A 17,188-nucleotide genomic window follows, 5' to 3' on the forward strand; every position below is an offset into this window, starting at 1 on the left:
ATTTAGGAGTGACTATTCCTGTTTAGCAAAGAGAAATCCTTTGACTTCTTTCAGGATGTGGGATGATAGGTTTACTTTTTTGAAACGATCTCTTTTTTATTAAAGATTTTATTAGGGAGTTTGCATTCCAAATAGCGCAAAAATATGTCCTTGTAGCACCTCTTTTACTTTATCAATGTTAACCTTAGAGCCTAACTCCCTCTCCATAGAGGTTACATCCTTATCATCTATACCACAAGGCACAATATTTTTAAAATAACTTAAGTCGGCATTTACATTAAAAGCAAAACCATGCATGGTAACCCAACGGCTACAACGTACACCCATGGCACAGATTTTTCTGGCTTTGTCATTGTCGCCATCAATCCACACACCTGTATATCCTTCGTAGCGACCAGCATTAATACCATAATCCTTAAGCGTAAGAATTATAGCCTCTTCTAATGTTCTTAGGTACAGATGTATATCGGTGAAAAAATTATCCAGATCTAAAATGGGGTAACCAACAATTTGCCCGGGACCGTGGTAAGTAATATCGCCACCTCTGTTTATTTTATGGTAAGTGGCATTTTTTTCTTCCAGCTCTTTTTCGTCTAATAGCAGGTTCTCGGGTTTTCCACTTTTTCCTAAAGTGTAGACGTGTGGGTGTTCCGTAAATATCAGATAGTTGTCGGTTGGTTCTTCATTATCCGGATTATTTCTATTTGCTGTTTTAATAGCAATGGTGTTAGAAAAAATATCTTCCTGTTTTTGCCAGGCTTCTTCATAAGAAGTCAGACCCCAATCTTCAAAAATAACACGCTTATTTTTCTGCATATCTACAAAATAATCTCACCCAATATGTTTTTAGCTAATAATATGTCTGCATGTGAATAAATGCCTCATTAATCTTCATTAACGTAGCCTAACATATAGTTTTCAAATTTACGATAATATACAGTGTAATGCTTCATTTTAGCGCCATCTTTCTCTATACGGGATGATATTTTTCCCGTTTCAGTATAGTCAAAAGCATCCAGCCGGATATTGTCTTTAAAGGAAGTTTCTTTTTTCCCATTCAGCTTATATAGTGCTTCTTTTGCACACCAGCAGGCGTATAAATGTTCGAGTTTATGCTCCTGATTGATAAAGTTAAGCTCGTAGTTATTAAGGAATTTATGTTTTACCCGATCAATTTTATCTTTGATTACTTCTATGTCTATGCCTACTTTTTTGTCTCGGCTTATCATTACCGCAGCATAGTCATAAGAATGACTTAAAGAAATCTGGTGAGGAAGATTAATTAATACAGGTTTTCCGTTTTCGTCAGCCTGGCAATCTATATAATCATCAGTAGATAACATTTTCCTTAAAAGTACTCTTGTAGCTAACCAATGCAAGTTACGTTTTTCGCCTTGTAAAGACCGTAAAACAAGCAATTCATGTTCTTTCAGTTGAAGCTGCTTTTCAAGCTCTCCGGGAGTTTCTTCTATCTTCCAAAGTCCAAAAAAAGTTTCTTTGGCTACTTCCTCAAGGTGTATCAGGGGCATTTGTTAAATTTAAATATTTTGCACAAAACTATTTTAAATAAATCATAATTTAGAGAATTAAATATGCATATAAGATGATTCTTTCCGATAAAAGGATTTTAGAAGAAATAGAAAAAGGCAGCATTATTATAGAACCTTTCAAAAGAGAATGTTTAGGCACAAATTCATATGATGTTCATCTGGGGAAATACCTGGCAGTATATAAAGACAGGGTGTTGGATGCAAAGAAGCATAATGAAATAGAGCATTTTGAGATTCCTAAGGATGGATTTGTGTTACAACCCAATACGCTTTATCTGGGAGTTACGTTAGAATATACCGAAACACATAGGCATGTGCCATTTTTAGAAGGAAAGTCCAGTACGGGAAGGTTAGGGATAGATATACATGCCACTGCCGGGAAAGGAGATGTGGGTTTTTGTAATACCTGGACGTTGGAGATATCGGTAGCACAGCCTGTTAGGGTTTATACAGGAATGCCTATAGGTCAGTTGATTTATTTTGTGGTTGAGGGAGATATAGAAACAATGTACAATTCTAAAGGAAACGCAAAGTACAACAATAAAACTACAAAGCCTGTTGAAAGCATGATGTGGAAGAATAAATTTTAAAAATATAAGAGATATGAAGGAGCTGTTTTTTTGTTATTTATAATCATTAGAATTTAAGTGCCCGTTCAGTAAAAACTTCTTTGTATTTAATCAACTCAATAAATATTTTAATTATAGGCCAATGAAAACAAAAGCAAAATATATTGTAGCCGGCTTGTTTGCTGCAATATGTTTAGGATTTGCGGGCAGCAATATCACTTCACTAGAAAATCTGATTAGCGCCTTTGAAAAGTACAATGATGAACGGGTGCAAGAAAAGGTTTATTTACATACAGACAAACCTTATTATGCCGCAGGAGATGATATTTGGTTTAAAGCCTACGTATTTGATGCGAAAACATTAGGCCCTACACCTAAAAGTAACTTGTTGTATGTAGAGTTTCTGGATCAGAAAGATAAAGTGAGAAATCGTATAAAGATTTCTTTAGCCGCAGGTACCGGCTGGGGAAATTTTACTTTGCCAGATACCCTGAAAGAAGGGAATTATCGTATCAGAGCCTATACTAATTGGATGAGGAATTTTGATACCCGTTACTTTTTTGATCATGTTTATAAAGTTGGCGATGTAAGAACCAATCAGACTATTGTAGAAACCCAATATACCTATGCACCGGCAGGTAATACAGAAGAGGTTACTGCTAAAATAAATTATAAAAATATAGAAGGCAATGCTTACGGTAATAAAGAGGTTGTATATAAAGTAGATCTGGAGGGAAAAGAAATAGCTAAAGGAAAAGGGGTAACCGATAGCAATGGAAATATTATAGTCAAGTTTAGCAGGCCTAAATCGGAGAAAGTTGGTACAGGTTTAATTGCCACATCTATTAAAATATCGGATAGGACAACGGTAAATAAATGGATTCCTATTAATCAGATTTCCGGAGAAGTAGATATGCAGTTTTTTCCGGAAGGTGGTGATTTAATAAGCGGTGTACGTTCCAGAGTAGGATTTAAAATTGTGAAATCAGACGGATTGGGATTAGATGTTAAAGGGTTTGTAGAGGAAGAAGGAGGAAATGCCATTGCAGTCATTAACCCGAAGTATAAAGGGATGGGCTTTTTCTCTCTTGTCCCTGAGGTTGGAAAAAACTATTATGCTGTATTAAAATTTGCAGATGGCAGCGAGAAAAAATATAATCTGCCATCAATAAAACCAGAAGGAATAACCCTTTCTGCTAATTTTAATGAAAATGCTGACAGTATCATTATCAGAGTATTGTCCAATCAGTCATTTTCCGAAAAAAATATCGGAAGAAATTTGTCATTGGTCGCTCAGTCATCCGGTAACCTGATTTATTCGGCTGCTTCCACACTTTCAAAAGTAGGAGGGTTTGTAGTTAGGTTTCCGGTTTCGCAGTTTCCGTTAGGAATAGCGCAGTTTACGCTTTTTAATGATCAGCAGCAGCCGTTGGCAGAGCGTTTGGCATTTATCTATAAAGATGATTTTCTGAATTTAGATGTCAGCGAAAGCTTGAAAAAGACTTATAAAACAAGAGAGAAGGTAGGACTTGAGTTAAAAGTGAAGAATAAAGCAGGTAATCCATTTATAGGGTCGTTCTCGGTAGCAGTAACAGATGAAATAAAAGTGCCTGTAAAAGAGGAAGAAGAAGTGACTATTTTTTCAGAAATTCTGCTCAATTCAGATTTGAGAGGTAATATAGAAACGCCAAATTATTACTTTGTTAATTACGATAGAGATAAAAGAGATCAGTTAGATGTGTTAATGTTAACACAAGGATGGAGAAGATTTAATTGGGTAGATATAGGTGGAGCTACTCCTGCTCCATTAAAATACAAACCAGAACTTACGTTAGCTTTACGTGGTCAGGTTAAAAACAACAAAAAAGTTGTTCCAAATGCAAGTATTATAGTTTTCGGTACAAAACTATCCACCATATTGCAAGCCAAGGCCAATGAAATGGGAGAGTTTGTGATAGATAGTCTTTTATTCCCGGATAGTACCAAATTTGTAATACAGGCAAGGTCAGAAAAAGGGAAGAAATTTGTTGAGATAGAGATGGATGATGATATAGCTACTCAGGAAATTCCTAAAATAGATAGAAGTGAACTGTCTGTAAACATAAGCAGTTCTATGATGGCTTATCTGAAAAACAGCAAAACACATTACGAGGAACTGTTGAAATTTGGTTTAGCAGACAGAACAATTATGCTTGACGAGGTAAGGGTGGTAGATAAAGCCACTCAGGCTTTAGATAATTCTTCAAATCTGAATGGTCCGGGAAATGCGGATCGTATTATAACAGCTAGTGAACTGGAAAATGCCCCTACCATGGAATTTGCATTAATGGGAAAAGTAGCTGGGTTGATGTTTAGGGATGGCGAACCATATTTTATGCGTAATGGAGGAGATGCCCCGGTACAGATTATTTTGGATGGAATGTATGTAGAGTCAGAAATGCTCAACTCGATTAATCCAAATGATGTGGAGAGTGTAGAGATATTGAAAAGTATTAGTTATACGGCAATTTATGGTTCCAGAGGAGGAGGTGGTGTTATTGTTATCAATACCAAGCGTGGCGGTGGTGGTGGTTTTTCCAATAGCTATTCGCCGGGAATCATATCTTATATGCCTCTGGGGTTGTTTAGGGGTAAAGAGTTTTACTCGCCGGTTTATGATAAACCAGAACACAGCAACAGTACGATGATGGATTACAGAAGTACCATTTACTGGAACCCTAGAGTGATTACAGAAAAGGACGGAACAGCTAAATTTAATATCGTCAATTCGGACGGAAAAGGTACGTACAGAATTGTTATAGAAGGAACGGACTTAAATGGACATATTGGTAGGAAAGTTGTTCGCTATAATGTGAATTAACAGTTGAGAGGATAAAGAATGAATACACTGAAAGTTACTATAAGAGAAAAAGTAGCCATTGTTGCTATGGACAGAGGTTCGTCTAATGCAATGAATAGGGAATTGGTAAACGAACTGCAAAATCTGATAATAAACATAGAGCAAGATCAGAATATTGCAGGTGTAATACTAACCGGTAAAAGTGGTTTTTTTACAGCGGGATTGGATTTGATTGAATTGTATGATTACAACGAAGTGGAGATTAGAGCGTTTTGGGAGGATTTTCTAAAATTGGTTTCTACCTTGACCTGCTTTAAAAAACCTTTGATATCTGTAATCAGCGGGCACAGTCCTGCGGGAGGATGTGTTATGGCCTTGTGTAGCGATTACAGGGTAATGGCGGAAGGTAAATATATTATCGGCCTTAACGAAGTGCCTGTAGGTATTATAGTTCCGGATAGTATTTTTGAGCTTTATGCATTTTGGATAGGAAAGCGTAAAGCATATCAATATATCTTAGAGGGTAAATTGTTAACGGTAGAAGAAGCAAAAGAATCAGGTTTGGTGGACGAGGTTGCAGATATTTCTTACCTGATGACTGTTGCAGAGAAAAAGATACAAAGTTACCTGCAATACGATTACACTACCTGGCAGCAAACGAAGCTTAATCTGAGAAGAGAACTGATAGAGAAAGTTACAGCAGATCAATCGGTAACTTTAAATAAGGTTTTAGAGCAATGGTGGGCACCACGCACTCGTTTAATCGTGAAAACCATTATAGATAATCTAAAATCTAAACAATAAGATTAATTTAGCTGTTGCATTTGTAAAATAAAGATATTTATGGCTTACAATCAACCTATGTTAAGAGATAACGCACTAAAGGGGAAAACTTTTGTGGTTACCGGTGGTGGGACGGGTTTAGGGCGTTCGATGTCGACCTATTTATTGCAGTTAGGTGCAAATGTGGTGATTACATCCAGAAAAATGGATGTTCTTGAAAAAACGGCTGCTGAGCTGGAAGAGCAAACAGGAGGTCAGGTTTTGCCCGTTGCTTGTGATGTAAGGGAAGACGAACAGGTACAGCAGATGCTGGAAAAAACGCTGGAAACATTTACAAAAGTGGATGGTTTACTGAATAATGCTGCGGGGAATTTTATTTCTCCGACAGAAAGACTTTCATCCAATGCATTTAGTACCATCATAGATATTGTACTAAAAGGAACGGTAAATTGTACACTAGCTTTTGGGAAACATTGGATTGCTGAAAAACAGCCTGCTTCTGTATTAAATATTGTTACTACGTATGCTTTTACAGGATCGGCTTATGTTGTTCCGTCTGCTTGTGCAAAGGGAGGTGTGTTAGCTTTAACACGTTCTTTAGCGGTAGAATGGGGCAGGCATCAGATAAGAACAAATGCGATTGCTCCGGGACCTTTCCCTACAAAGGGAGCCTGGGATAGATTGTTGCCGGGAGATATGGCACAGAAGTTTGATTTTAAAAATCGTGTTCCATTGAAAAGAGTTGGCGATCATCAGGAATTGGCTAATCTTGCCGCTTATTTATTGTCAGATTATTCTAATTATATTAATGGAGAAGTGATTACTATAGATGGTGGAGAGTGGTTGCAGGGAGCAGGACAGTTAAGTGCTTTAGAAATGGTTCCGGATGATATGTGGGATCAGTTAGAGCAAATGATCAGGAAAAACAATAAGAAGTAAATAATTGATGTTTGAGGTGTAAAAAATAAGCAGCAGATTTTAAAATCTGCTGCTTATTTTTTATACCTCTCTTGTAGGAGTTATTTTTAAATTAATTACCCAGAGAAATAGTGGTAGAAAGGTATTTTCCTGTAGAAGGGGTATTTTCTTTAACAACCTCTCCGTTAATTAAGATTTGTCCTTGTAGCGTTGAGTTATCTGAACCACCTAAGGCATTTGCAGTTGCTATAGTTAATAGTTTGCTATCAACGGTGGCTTCTTTTTCCCATGAAGAACCAAAATCGCCTGTAGCCGTTACAGCGCTGTTACCACTGTAATATACAACCGTTGTAATGTTAGTGTCGGAAGAACCGATGATTTTGTAAGTAACCTTTACAGAACCTGATGTGTTGTTGTCACTTTTGCTACAACTTCCCAATAGAAATAAAGCTCCAAATACGAAACTGGAAAGGAATACAAACCGATAGAAATTTGATTTTGTCATAAAAAATATTGAATTGAGTTATTAATATTATTCTGACTTTACAAGGAATATACCTGTTTTCTATATCTTTATTTTTTATAGAATAATATGTTTGTTACCGTTTTAGTAATAGGTGTTTATCCGCTTCCTTTATGCTATTATCCTGTTTTATGGTCATAAGAAAGACTGAAATTATCTGGTGGAAATAGCGACATTAAATCGTTTATAAAATTTAATTGCTAAAGTTGTTGTAGATAATATCTACAGAATGTGTATTTATTCCTTTTCCGGGTTGAGTAATAAAGTGATTATTTCAAGAGTTTGTCTATTGTTTTTTCGGTATAATCTATTTGTTCCTGAATCGCTTTTTTATCTGTTTGTGGAATAGATGTTTTTAATAAATCTTGTTTGAAAGATATGAGCGTATCCATTAATCCTACAGCATATTTATCCAATCCGTAATTTTTGTACTGTAATCCCCAATTATAGAGCTCATCAATATTACTCTTTACAAGATGGGTGTCATTTATTTTTCCAAGCATCAGAATCAGATCTTGTGACATCTGAATTTTACTTTGCGGAGAGGCTTCTCTAAAAGCCTGAACAATAAAGTCGAAATCATTAATATCTCCATTGCTGGCCAGTATAGACACGATAGCATTTGACAGCGAACCTTCGGCCTGGTTTTTTAATTCTTTGGCTTTATCCAATGCAACATTAAAATCAGAAGAAGTAATAGCGGCGAGGGCAGCAGCCTGTACACTGTAGGAGTTGCTATGCAATGCCTTCATAAATAAAGGGAGATCATTTTTATCTCTTTTTTTTGCCAAAGCATCTATAGCAGTAGCCTGTACAATAGTTTTTGGGTCGTTTTCTACTATTTTTCTAAGTAAAGGAATAGCTGCAGAATGCGCCTTTTTTTGGAAATTTAATGCATCTATGGCTTTAATCCTGATCCTGTACGAAGGATCGTTTAAAGCATTCAAAATAATTTCATTAGCATATTTTTCATGAGGTTTAGCTATGGCTGTTTCCAAAGCTTCCAATCTGTCTAAATAAAGAGGTGCATTTTTTTGTTGAAACAGGTACTGTTCCATAGACTTTTCGTCATCTTTTTCTACAAGTAACACTTTGTCAGCATCTATATTAATCAGATCAGGCTTAGCGTTTAGGGAAAAAGTTAAAGTATCTGATTTCTTTTGTAGCGTATAAGTCAGTGTTTCTTTGTCTTTACCTCTGTAAATATCAATTTTAAAAGGTAAAGTAAACGTATTATTCTCCTGAGTTTGTTTTAGGTAAACATATTGTTTTTTTGCAGTTTCATTCCATTGGTATCTGATTTCCAGTTTGGGATGGCCTGCACCAAAAAACCATTGATTAAAGAACCAGTTCATGTCTTTGCCAGTGGCCTCTTCAACTGCTAAACGGAATTGATGGGCTTCACCTGTTTTAAATGCATGCTGCTTAAGGAAAATATGGAGTGATTTAAAAAAGGCATCTTCTCCTATGATGTTTCTCAGCATATTCAAAATTCGTCCCCCTTTTTGGTAGCTTACCACATCAAACATGTCCTCTTTATCCTTATAGTAAAACCTGATGAGAGATTTGTTAATAGCAGATAAATCATTCAGGTAACTTTGCATGTCTTCATAATTTTTGGCATCACCTTCATCTTTTCCATGTTTATGCTCAATCCAAAGCATTTCAGAAAAATTGGCAAAAGATTCGTTTATAGCTAAGTTGCCCCAACTTTCTGCCGTTACATAGTTGCCAAACCAATGGTGGAAAAGTTCGTGGGCAATGACCTCTTCTCCCGCATGCTCATCTATAATTTCCCGGTCCGTTTGTTGTACAAAATCGCCATGTAACGTTGCAGTTGTATTTTCCATAGCTCCACTTACATAATCGCGAACCACTATTTGTGCATATTTTTCCCAGGGATAATCAATGCCTAGTTTCTGAGAGAAAAACTCCATCATTTTAGGCGTATCCCCAAAAATAGCCTGTGCGTAAGGTGCGTATTTGGGTTCGAGGTAATATTCTAACGGAATGTTTTTCCATCGATCCTTTGCGATCTTAAAATCGCCCACTGCCATCATAAAAAGATATGGAGCATGCGGATGGTTCATTTTCCAGTAATCCGTTCGAGTACCATCTTTATTTTCAGTTTGTTTCAGTAATAAACCATTAGAAAGCGTTTTGTACTGTCGGGGAACCGTTATATAAATTTCCTGAGTAGTTTTTTGGTTGGGGCTATCTATGGTAGGAAACCATACAGAAGAAGCTTCTGTTTCTCCCTGTGTCCATATTTGTACAGGTTTACCCGAAATGGTGCTGTCCGGATTAATAAAATATAAGCCCTTTGCAGATGTAATAGCTCGACTTCCATTGGCTTTTAGTTCATCCGGTTTTGCTACGTAATCTATAAAAATATCATACTGGTCAGTAGCTTCGTATTTTTTGTCTAATTGTATTTTTAAAAAAAGGCTGTCGTAAGAATATCGAAGTGTTTTTTTTGTATTTCCTGTAATAAGTGCTACTTGTTTTATATCCATTCCCTTGGCATGCAGGGTTAAAGAGTCTGTACTGTAAAAATAAGGTTTTAGGGTAATCCAGGCTTTACCGTTTAATTGTCTTTTTGGATAATTGAAAGATACATCAAGTTTAGTATGTACAAGTTCATTTATCTTTTCATTAGCGGCTTTGTAAACAAGTAGATTGTCCTTTTTATCATCCTGTGCCCATGTAAAGCTGCAGTATATTGATAGGAGGAAACTCAGTAATAAATGTTTTATAATGGATGTACTCATTCAGATTTCATTTGAAATAACGAATATATTTTAAATTTTTTATTGTAGCTGTTAATTTAATTTAAACAGTCGCTTTTTGTTATTATTGTATAATAATGGTTAATAATTATTCACCTCTGCTTGCTTTACTGATTTTTGTGTCTGGGTTAGCTCATGGGCAAGACTTTAAAGCCATCATTAAACATCCCAAAGATGATTCTACTGTTGTAGCAGCTTATACCGGACTTATGAAAAGCTTTGATGCTAAAGCTATAGATTCCGTTAGGTTTTATGGAAAAGAAGCTTTGGCTTATTCTCAAAGAAAAAAATATTATAAAGGAGAATGTTTGGTGAATCTGAATATGGGAAACGTAATGCTATTTCATAGCGGATTTGCAGAAGCAGAGCGTTATTGTAAGGAGGGAATACGAATAGCAGAAAAATACGGTTTTCAGGAAGACTTAGCCCGCGGATATAATCTTATTACAGTAGTTTACGGGAAAAAAGGGGACTATGTAAAGGCTACTGATTTTGCTTTGAAATCGTTAAGGGTTAATGAGGAATTAGATGATAAAAGAGGAATAATTGCATCATATATGAAATTGAGTGCCATATCTGTAGATTTAAAGAAATACGATAAAGCAATTACCTATGCTAATATAGCCGACTCTATAAATCATAAAACCTTAAAAAGAAAAGAACTGGAAATTGGGATTGTGAATAATAAAGCAATTGCCTACGCAGAGCTAAAACAGTTGGATAAAGCTTTAGCTATGTTTAACAGGATCTATGAGATTGCACAAAATAATCCTGAAATAGATGATTTTCAGAAACCATCAGCTTTGTTGAATATAGGAATGGTTTATAAAAGCAAAAAAGATTACCATCAGGCAATGTCTTATTTTAAAAAGTCATTGGACGAGTCATTAAAATATAATGTACCAGATATTGAATTGAAAAGTATCCAGAATATAGCTACTATATATTACGATTTGGGCGACCACCAAAATAGCCTTAAAAATGCTTTGCTGGCATTAGAGAAAAGTAGAAGTATAAGCTCCGAAGTTGGTGAAATGAGTCAGTTGAAGCTAATTACAGATAATTATACGCAATTAGGTGAATATAAGAAAGCGTTAAGTTTTACAACAGAATATTACGAGAAGCTGAATACTTATAATGAAAGTAAAAATGAGAAGGATATTCAAGAATTAGAAAGTCTGTATCAGCTAGAGAAGACGGAAGAAAAACTGCAGATAGCTAATGAGATGAATGAAACCCGAACCCGACAGAGAGATTTAAGTATAGTTTTTTCTGTTTTTGTCTTTGGTTTTATGCTTGTTTTTGCTTTAGCCTATCATAGAATAAGACAGTTGAATAAGCAAAATATGGAAACTAAAAACCAGCTTTCGGAAAGTAATCAGGTAAAAGATAAATTATTTTCTATTATAGGGCATGATCTGAGAAGTACATATTCTGGAACATTGGGGCTTTTACAGATGATTAAAGAGAAGAAACTTAATGAGAAAGATATGGAGTTATGGATCAATCAGGCTATTAGCCAATCCTATAGCGCTATTGAGACACTGGACAATCTTCTGATGTGGGGGTATGCACAAATTAAGGGAGGAGGGCAATTGAACCCGGTTGCTATCAGGGCATATGAATTAGTAAATAAAAATATAGAATTCCTTTCAGGGAATATCAGGGAAAAAAATATATCGGTTTATAATCATGTGCCTGATGATTTAGTGCTAACAGCAGATTATAACCATTTTTTGTTTATCATACGAAATCTAATTTCTAACGCTATAAAATTTACTCCGGTAAATGGTGCAATTACAATAGGGCATACCGAAAACGGATTGAATGAGTTTTATGTGAAAGATAACGGGGTTGGGATTTCAGAAGATAGGTTGATTAAGTTATTTGCTTTTTCGGGGAATAGTACCGAAGGGACAAATGAAGAAAAAGGCACAGGCTTAGGATTGCTGTTATGTAAAGAATTTGTAGAATTAAATGGAGGTGAGATACGTGTGGAAAGTGAATTGGGAGAAGGTACCACTTTTTATTTCTCTATGAATAAAAAAAATGTTTAGAAGGGAGACTATCTAAAAAGCTAGAAAATATTGTCTCCACCTTTTTTCGAAAACTTTCGGGGTTGAGTAAGACAAAAATCTTTTTAGATAGTCTTTTCTTGTAATATTTAGCAGTATTGCTCAAAAGCACCGATCAAATTATCAGCAATCATTTGTGCACCTCTGCCTTCTATTTGATGTCTTTCTATCATGTGTACCAATTTACCGTCTTTAAATAAAGCCATGGCCGGAGAAGAAGGTGGGAAAGGAAGCATATATTCTCTGGCAGCATCTACCGCATCTTTTTCCATCCCTGCAAAAACAGTAACCAGTTTGTTGGGTTTTTTTGCATTCTCAGCAGCTATTTTGGCAGCAGGTCTGGCATTTGCTGCGGCACAACCACAAACAGAATTTACTACAACAAAAGTAGTTCCTTCACCTTCAATAGCATTTTTTACTTCATCAGCGGTTTTAAGCTCTTCAAAACCAGCATTGGTAAGGTCTGCTCTCATAGGAGCAACTAAATATTCTGGATACATTAGCGTTATTTTTTTAACTCAATTATATTTAATACACAAAATTACATAATTTTCTGTTTGGAAATGATTTAGCTTATCAATCGAATGTAAAAATAGTTTAGGGGTGATTTATAATTGATTAAAGCATTGGTATTGATGAGCTTATTGGGTAACTTTGGCAAAAAAATAATATATATACTATGTCATCAGTAGAGACAACTTACGTACCTTATAAAGTTAAGGACATTTCCCTTGCGGAATGGGGAAGAAAAGAAATTGAATTAGCAGAAGCAGAAATGCCGGGACTAATGTCATTAAGAAAGGAATTCGGTGCTGCGAAACCTTTAAAAGGAGCTAGAATTGCTGGATGTTTACACATGACTATCCAAACAGCTGTTCTTATCGAAACTTTGGTAGAGTTAGGTGCAGAGGTTACATGGTCTTCATGTAATATTTTCTCAACTCAGGATCATGCAGCAGCAGCTATTGCAGCAGCAGGTATTTCTGTTTATGCCTGGAAAGGTATGAATGAAGAGGAATTTAACTGGTGTATTGAGCAAACGCTTTATTTTGGAGAAGAACGTCAACCGTTAAATATGATTTTAGACGATGGTGGAGATTTAACCAATATGGTTTTTGATCAATATCCTGAGTTAATAGCTGGTATTAAAGGACTTTCTGAAGAAACGACTACAGGTGTACATCGTTTGTATGAAAGAATGAAGAATGGAACATTGCATTTACCTGCAATTAACGTGAATGATTCTGTAACTAAATCTAAGTTCGATAATAAATACGGTTGTCGTGAGTCTTTGGTAGATGCTATCAGAAGAGCAACAGACGTGATGTTAGCAGGTAAGGTTGCTGTTGTTGCAGGTTACGGAGATGTGGGTAAAGGGTCAGCAGAATCTTTAAGCAGTGCAGGTGTACGTGTTATTGTTACAGAAATAGACCCGATTTGTGCTTTACAAGCTGCAATGGAAGGCTATGAAGTGAAGAAGTTTGCTAATGCCGTAAAAGAAGCAGATATTATTGTAACTACTACAGGAAACTGCGATATTGTAAGGGCAGAGCATTTTAAATCTATGAAAGATAAGGCCATCGTTTGTAATATTGGTCACTTCGATAACGAAATAGATGTAGCCTGGTTAAACACAAACTATGGTAATACCAAAATAGAGATTAAACCTCAGGTAGATAAATATACTATCGATGGAAAAGATATTATTCTTTTAGCAGAAGGTAGGTTAGTAAATCTGGGGTGTGCTACTGGTCACCCAAGTTTTGTAATGAGTAACTCTTTTACCAATCAAACATTGGCGCAGTTAGAGTTATGGACAAATACCTCAGCTTACGAAAACAAAGTGTATACATTACCTAAGCATTTAGATGAAAAGGTAGCTCGTTTACACCTGGAGAAAATAGGTGTTGAGCTGGATGTACTTGATCCACATCAGGCTGCTTATATAGGTGTTTCTGTAGAAGGACCATTTAAACCAGAACATTATAGATATTAATATTTCAATATAATATACTGATTTAAAAAAAGGGTTGTTTTATTTTAAAACAACCCTTTTTTATTTGTTGAAAATCTTAAATATTTACTCCAAATAAATACCCTACCAATGCACTCAGAACCATAGCAATGGTTCCCCATAATGTAATACGTATAATGGCTTTTCCCATGCCAGAACCTCCGGTTTTAGCAGCTAAAGCACCAAGTATTGCCAGAAATAAGATAGCACAACCATACTGGTAATAGACCATATTGTCAAGCGGGAAGAAAATAGAAACCAACAGAGGGAAAGCAGCGCCAAAAGTAAAAGAAGCTCCTGAGGCCAGTGCCGCTTGTAAAGGGTTAGCCTGGTGTAGCTCGTTAATTCCCAGTTCGTCTCTTACATGTGCATTCAGGGCGTCATGTTCGGTAAGCTCTTTTGCAACCAATAAAGCCGTTTCTCTTTTCAAGCCTCTCTGTTCATAAATGTTGGCCAGCATTTTTAGTTCCGTTTCTGGCATTTCTTTTAATTCACGTTTTTCCCGTTCTATATCAGCTTTTTCAATATCTGTCTGGGAACTTACCGATACATATTCTCCAGCAGCCATAGAAAGAGCTCCGGCAACTAATCCAGCTAATGAAGCTAAAATTATGGGTTCTCTGGTGGTACTTGCCGCAGCAACACCAACAGCAATACTTGCGGTGGATAGAATGCCGTCGTTAGCACCTAATACCGCTGCGCGGAGCCAATTGCTTTTATGGATGTAATGTTGAGCCAAATACTTGTCTATTTCTTTTTCAGGCATGATGTTGTTGTTTTGATGTTATATATCTTAAAGATAAACAGGATTTACCATTGAAAGATTATAAATAAGTAATACAGCATGGAAAATTAATTCAATAAAAAAGCCGGGACATTTGTCCCGGCTTTAGTTTTTTATTTCATCATAGCAACGAACTCGTCGAATAGATATCTGGAATCGTGAGGACCTGGAGATGATTCAGGATGGTATTGTACAGAGAATGCATTTTTACCTTTAACTCTGATACCTTCTATAGACTCGTCATTTAAGTTGATGTGAGTGATTTCTACCTTGTCAGAATTTTTTACCTGTTCCGGAACAACACCAAAACCATGGTTTTGAGAAGTTACCTCGCAGCTGTTTTTGATAATGTTTTTTACCGGGTGGTTAACGCCACGGTGTCCGTTAAACATTTTCATGGTGCCAATACCGTTAGCCAAAGCTAATAATTGGTGTCCAAGACAAATACCAAATAATGGTTTTTCTGTTGCTAGTATTTGTTTAACTGTTTCTACAGCATAAGGCATTGCAGCAGGATCGCCAGGGCCATTACTAATGAAATATCCGTTAGGGCTGAATTTTTCCATTTCCTCGAAAGAAGTTTTTGCAGGGAAAACTTTTGCAAAAACACCTCTATCGGCAAAATTTCTTAGAATATTTTTCTTAACCCCTAAATCAAGTACTGCTACTTTTATAGCTGAACTTTCATCACCGTATGTATAAGGTTCTTTTGTGCTAACCACAGAAGAAAGCTCTAACCCTTCCATAGATGGAACTTCAGCCAATTTAGCTTTCAATTCATCAATGCCAGTAATCTCTGAAGAAATAATAGCATTCATAGCTCCCTTGTCTCTGATATATCTTACCAGTTCACGGGTATCAATGTCAGAAATTCCCACTATGTTTTCTTCCTGGAAATAGTCCTGGATAGATTTGTCAGCTTGTTTTCTGCTGTAGGTAATGTTGAAGTTTTTACAAACTAAGCCCGCAATTTTAATTCCATCAGATTCCACTTCATCTGAGTGGATTCCGTAATTACCAATATGCGCGTTAGTTGTTACCATGATTTGCCCAAAGTAAGATGGGTCGGTAAAAACCTCCTGATACCCAGACATGCCGGTGTTGAAACAGATTTCCCCTGTAGTAGTGCCAATTTTTCCGGCTGCTTTTCCGTAAAAAACTGTACCATCTTCTAATAAAAGAACCGCAGGTAATTTGGTGTAAATTGCGTTCATTGCTGATCGTTATATTTTAAATTATTAAAATGCTGGTGGTTTTGAAAAAAAGGAAATTGCGAAGTAAAACCTCCGATCTTAAGAGTAGAAATAAGAGCTTCCTTATTTTTCATATCGGGGTGCAAATTTAAAGGATTTTGGCTTAAGTTTTAAATAATCTTTAACAAATTTTTATGAACATGCTTAAAATGCATTTACAGGCACATATTAGAGAAATACCTTTTGGAATAAAATGTTGAAACAATTTTCAAATTTCTACCTTTGCATAGAATGAAATATTAGAATTTGTTAATACCTAAAAACGCAATATTATGTCGGTACATAAAGAAGTTAAAAGAGTAACTACATTTAGCTTGCAGGAAATGAAGCTTAGGAATGAGAAAATTGCGATGCTTACTGCTTATGATTATTCGATGGCAACTATTTTAGATGATGCGGGTGTGGATGTATTGTTGGTTGGGGACTCGGCTTCTAATGTTATGGCTGGACATGAAACTACTTTACCGATTACGTTGGATCAAATGATTTATCATGCTTCGTCTGTGGTAAGGGCCGTAAAACGAGCTTTGGTAATAGTCGATTTGCCTTTTGGTTCCTATCAGGGAAACTCTAAGGAAGCATTGAATTCTGCAATACGCATAATGAAAGAATCTGGTGCACATGGTGTTAAATTAGAAGGTGGAGTAGAAATTGTTGAGTCGGTACAACGAATTATTACTGCTGGCATTCCCGTAGTTGGACATTTAGGACTTACTCCGCAATCAATCTATAAATTCGGAACTTATACCGTAAGGGCAAAAGAGCAAGCCGAAGCAGAGAAACTAAAAAGTGATGCCAAAGCATTGGAAGAAGCTGGTTGTTGTGCTGTTGTTATTGAGAAAATACCTGCTGCATTAGGGAAGGAAGTATCGGAAAGCCTGAATATTCCAACAATAGGGATAGGTGCAGGTCCTGATTGTGATGGACAGGTTTTGGTAGTTAACGATATGTTGGGATTAACAAAAGGTTTTACACCAAGGTTTTTACGTCAGTACCTTAATCTGTACGGGCAAATAAAAGGTGCGGCAGAGGGTTATGTAAGCGATGTTAAGAGCAGGAGTTTTCCTAACGAAAAGGAACAATATTAAGAG

At 36.2% G+C, this 17,188-nt stretch carries 14 protein-coding genes; 7 read left to right on the forward strand and 7 right to left on the reverse strand.

The window, feature by feature from the left end; translation table 11 throughout:
* Positions 1 to 111: 111 nt before the first annotated feature.
* Both lipB and ACFSAH_RS05640 read right to left on the reverse strand, forming a co-directional pair.
* Entirely contained in the window at positions 112 to 816 is a 705-nt protein-coding gene (gene lipB / locus ACFSAH_RS05635; protein WP_379661732.1) for a lipoyl(octanoyl) transferase LipB, read from the reverse strand.
* Between the two features lie 68 nt (positions 817 to 884).
* The gene (locus ACFSAH_RS05640; protein ID WP_379661733.1) at positions 885 to 1,529 is read right to left on the reverse strand and encodes a 4'-phosphopantetheinyl transferase family protein; all 645 of its coding nucleotides are present in this window, start codon (positions 1,527 to 1,529) and stop codon (positions 885 to 887) included.
* A 74-nt stretch (positions 1,530 to 1,603) separates the two neighbouring features.
* Between ACFSAH_RS05640 and dcd the strand changes: the two genes are divergently transcribed.
* The 4 genes from dcd (at position 1,604) to ACFSAH_RS05660 (ending at position 6,680) form a co-directional block, all read left to right on the forward strand.
* A complete protein-coding gene (dcd, locus tag ACFSAH_RS05645; RefSeq protein WP_379661734.1) occupies positions 1,604 to 2,140 on the forward strand; it encodes a dCTP deaminase in 537 nt (178 codons plus the stop codon).
* Positions 2,141 to 2,261: 121 nt separating this feature from the next.
* Positions 2,262 to 4,979, forward strand: coding sequence for a TonB-dependent receptor plug domain-containing protein (locus tag ACFSAH_RS05650; protein WP_379661735.1), 2,718 nt, complete (start codon positions 2,262 to 2,264; stop codon positions 4,977 to 4,979).
* An 18-nt stretch (positions 4,980 to 4,997) separates the two neighbouring features.
* Positions 4,998 to 5,762 carry an enoyl-CoA hydratase/isomerase family protein gene (locus tag ACFSAH_RS05655; RefSeq protein ID WP_379661736.1) on the forward strand — a complete coding sequence of 255 codons (765 nt, stop codon included), beginning with the start codon at positions 4,998 to 5,000 and terminating at the stop codon, positions 5,760 to 5,762.
* Positions 5,763 to 5,801: 39 nt separating this feature from the next.
* Entirely contained in the window at positions 5,802 to 6,680 is an 879-nt protein-coding gene (locus ACFSAH_RS05660; RefSeq protein WP_379661737.1) for an SDR family oxidoreductase, read from the forward strand.
* A gap of 91 nt (positions 6,681 to 6,771) precedes the next feature.
* Here the strand turns inward: ACFSAH_RS05660 and ACFSAH_RS05665 are convergent, their stop codons facing one another.
* Positions 6,772 to 7,164: a hypothetical protein gene (locus ACFSAH_RS05665; RefSeq protein ID WP_379661738.1), complete on the reverse strand. Its 393-nt coding sequence runs from the start codon at positions 7,162 to 7,164 to the stop codon at positions 6,772 to 6,774.
* Between the two features lie 287 nt (positions 7,165 to 7,451).
* A complete protein-coding gene (locus ACFSAH_RS05670; protein WP_379661739.1) occupies positions 7,452 to 9,953 on the reverse strand; it encodes a M1 family aminopeptidase in 2,502 nt (833 codons plus the stop codon).
* 95 nt (positions 9,954 to 10,048) lie between these two features.
* On the opposite strand from ACFSAH_RS05670, the gene ACFSAH_RS05675 reads away from it, so the two are divergent.
* Positions 10,049 to 12,028: a tetratricopeptide repeat-containing sensor histidine kinase gene (locus ACFSAH_RS05675; protein WP_379661740.1), complete on the forward strand. Its 1,980-nt coding sequence runs from the start codon at positions 10,049 to 10,051 to the stop codon at positions 12,026 to 12,028.
* A 107-nt stretch (positions 12,029 to 12,135) separates the two neighbouring features.
* On the opposite strand, the gene ACFSAH_RS05680 is transcribed toward ACFSAH_RS05675, so the two are convergent.
* Entirely contained in the window at positions 12,136 to 12,546 is a 411-nt protein-coding gene (locus ACFSAH_RS05680; protein WP_379661741.1) for a BrxA/BrxB family bacilliredoxin, read from the reverse strand.
* A 179-nt stretch (positions 12,547 to 12,725) separates the two neighbouring features.
* Between ACFSAH_RS05680 and ahcY the strand changes: the two genes are divergently transcribed.
* Positions 12,726 to 14,042, forward strand: coding sequence for an adenosylhomocysteinase (gene ahcY, locus ACFSAH_RS05685; RefSeq protein WP_379661742.1), 1,317 nt, complete (start codon positions 12,726 to 12,728; stop codon positions 14,040 to 14,042).
* A 76-nt stretch (positions 14,043 to 14,118) separates the two neighbouring features.
* Here ahcY and ACFSAH_RS05690 read toward each other — a convergent pair whose 3' ends face one another.
* Together ACFSAH_RS05690 and carA are read right to left on the reverse strand one after the other, a co-directional pair.
* Positions 14,119 to 14,826, reverse strand: a complete 708-nt coding sequence (locus ACFSAH_RS05690; RefSeq protein WP_379661743.1) for a VIT1/CCC1 transporter family protein — start codon at positions 14,824 to 14,826, stop codon at positions 14,119 to 14,121.
* 131 nt (positions 14,827 to 14,957) lie between these two features.
* Positions 14,958 to 16,058: a glutamine-hydrolyzing carbamoyl-phosphate synthase small subunit gene (gene carA, locus ACFSAH_RS05695; RefSeq protein ID WP_379661744.1), complete on the reverse strand. Its 1,101-nt coding sequence runs from the start codon at positions 16,056 to 16,058 to the stop codon at positions 14,958 to 14,960.
* A 311-nt stretch (positions 16,059 to 16,369) separates the two neighbouring features.
* On the opposite strand from carA, the gene panB reads away from it, so the two are divergent.
* Complete coding sequence (gene panB, locus ACFSAH_RS05700) at positions 16,370 to 17,185, forward strand: 3-methyl-2-oxobutanoate hydroxymethyltransferase (RefSeq protein WP_379661745.1); 816 nt, start codon at positions 16,370 to 16,372, stop codon at positions 17,183 to 17,185.
* Positions 17,186 to 17,188 lie beyond the last annotated feature (3 nt).

Origin of the sequence: Pseudopedobacter beijingensis (assembly GCF_042678145.1) — a bacterium.
GTDB lineage: Bacteria > Bacteroidota > Bacteroidia > Sphingobacteriales > Sphingobacteriaceae > Pseudopedobacter > Pseudopedobacter beijingensis.

Bases quoted from the DNA above. Each gene is read 5' to 3' on its own strand.
- lipB (WP_379661732.1), bottom strand. From the start codon at position 816: ATGCAGAAAAATAAGCGTGTTATTTTTGAAGATTGGGGTCTGACTTCT.
- ACFSAH_RS05640 (WP_379661733.1), bottom strand. From the start codon at position 1,529: ATGCCCCTGATACACCTTGAGGAAGTAGCCAAAGAAACTTTTTTTGGA.
- dcd (WP_379661734.1), top strand. From the start codon at position 1,604: ATGATTCTTTCCGATAAAAGGATTTTAGAAGAAATAGAAAAAGGCAGC.
- ACFSAH_RS05650 (WP_379661735.1), top strand. From the start codon at position 2,262: ATGAAAACAAAAGCAAAATATATTGTAGCCGGCTTGTTTGCTGCAATA.
- ACFSAH_RS05655 (WP_379661736.1), top strand. From the start codon at position 4,998: ATGAATACACTGAAAGTTACTATAAGAGAAAAAGTAGCCATTGTTGCT.
- ACFSAH_RS05660 (WP_379661737.1), top strand. From the start codon at position 5,802: ATGGCTTACAATCAACCTATGTTAAGAGATAACGCACTAAAGGGGAAA.
- ACFSAH_RS05665 (WP_379661738.1), bottom strand. From the start codon at position 7,164: ATGACAAAATCAAATTTCTATCGGTTTGTATTCCTTTCCAGTTTCGTA.
- ACFSAH_RS05670 (WP_379661739.1), bottom strand. From the start codon at position 9,953: ATGAGTACATCCATTATAAAACATTTATTACTGAGTTTCCTCCTATCA.
- ACFSAH_RS05675 (WP_379661740.1), top strand. From the start codon at position 10,049: ATGGTTAATAATTATTCACCTCTGCTTGCTTTACTGATTTTTGTGTCT.
- ACFSAH_RS05680 (WP_379661741.1), bottom strand. From the start codon at position 12,546: ATGTATCCAGAATATTTAGTTGCTCCTATGAGAGCAGACCTTACCAAT.
- ahcY (WP_379661742.1), top strand. From the start codon at position 12,726: ATGTCATCAGTAGAGACAACTTACGTACCTTATAAAGTTAAGGACATT.
- ACFSAH_RS05690 (WP_379661743.1), bottom strand. From the start codon at position 14,826: ATGCCTGAAAAAGAAATAGACAAGTATTTGGCTCAACATTACATCCAT.
- carA (WP_379661744.1), bottom strand. From the start codon at position 16,058: ATGAACGCAATTTACACCAAATTACCTGCGGTTCTTTTATTAGAAGAT.
- panB (WP_379661745.1), top strand. From the start codon at position 16,370: ATGTCGGTACATAAAGAAGTTAAAAGAGTAACTACATTTAGCTTGCAG.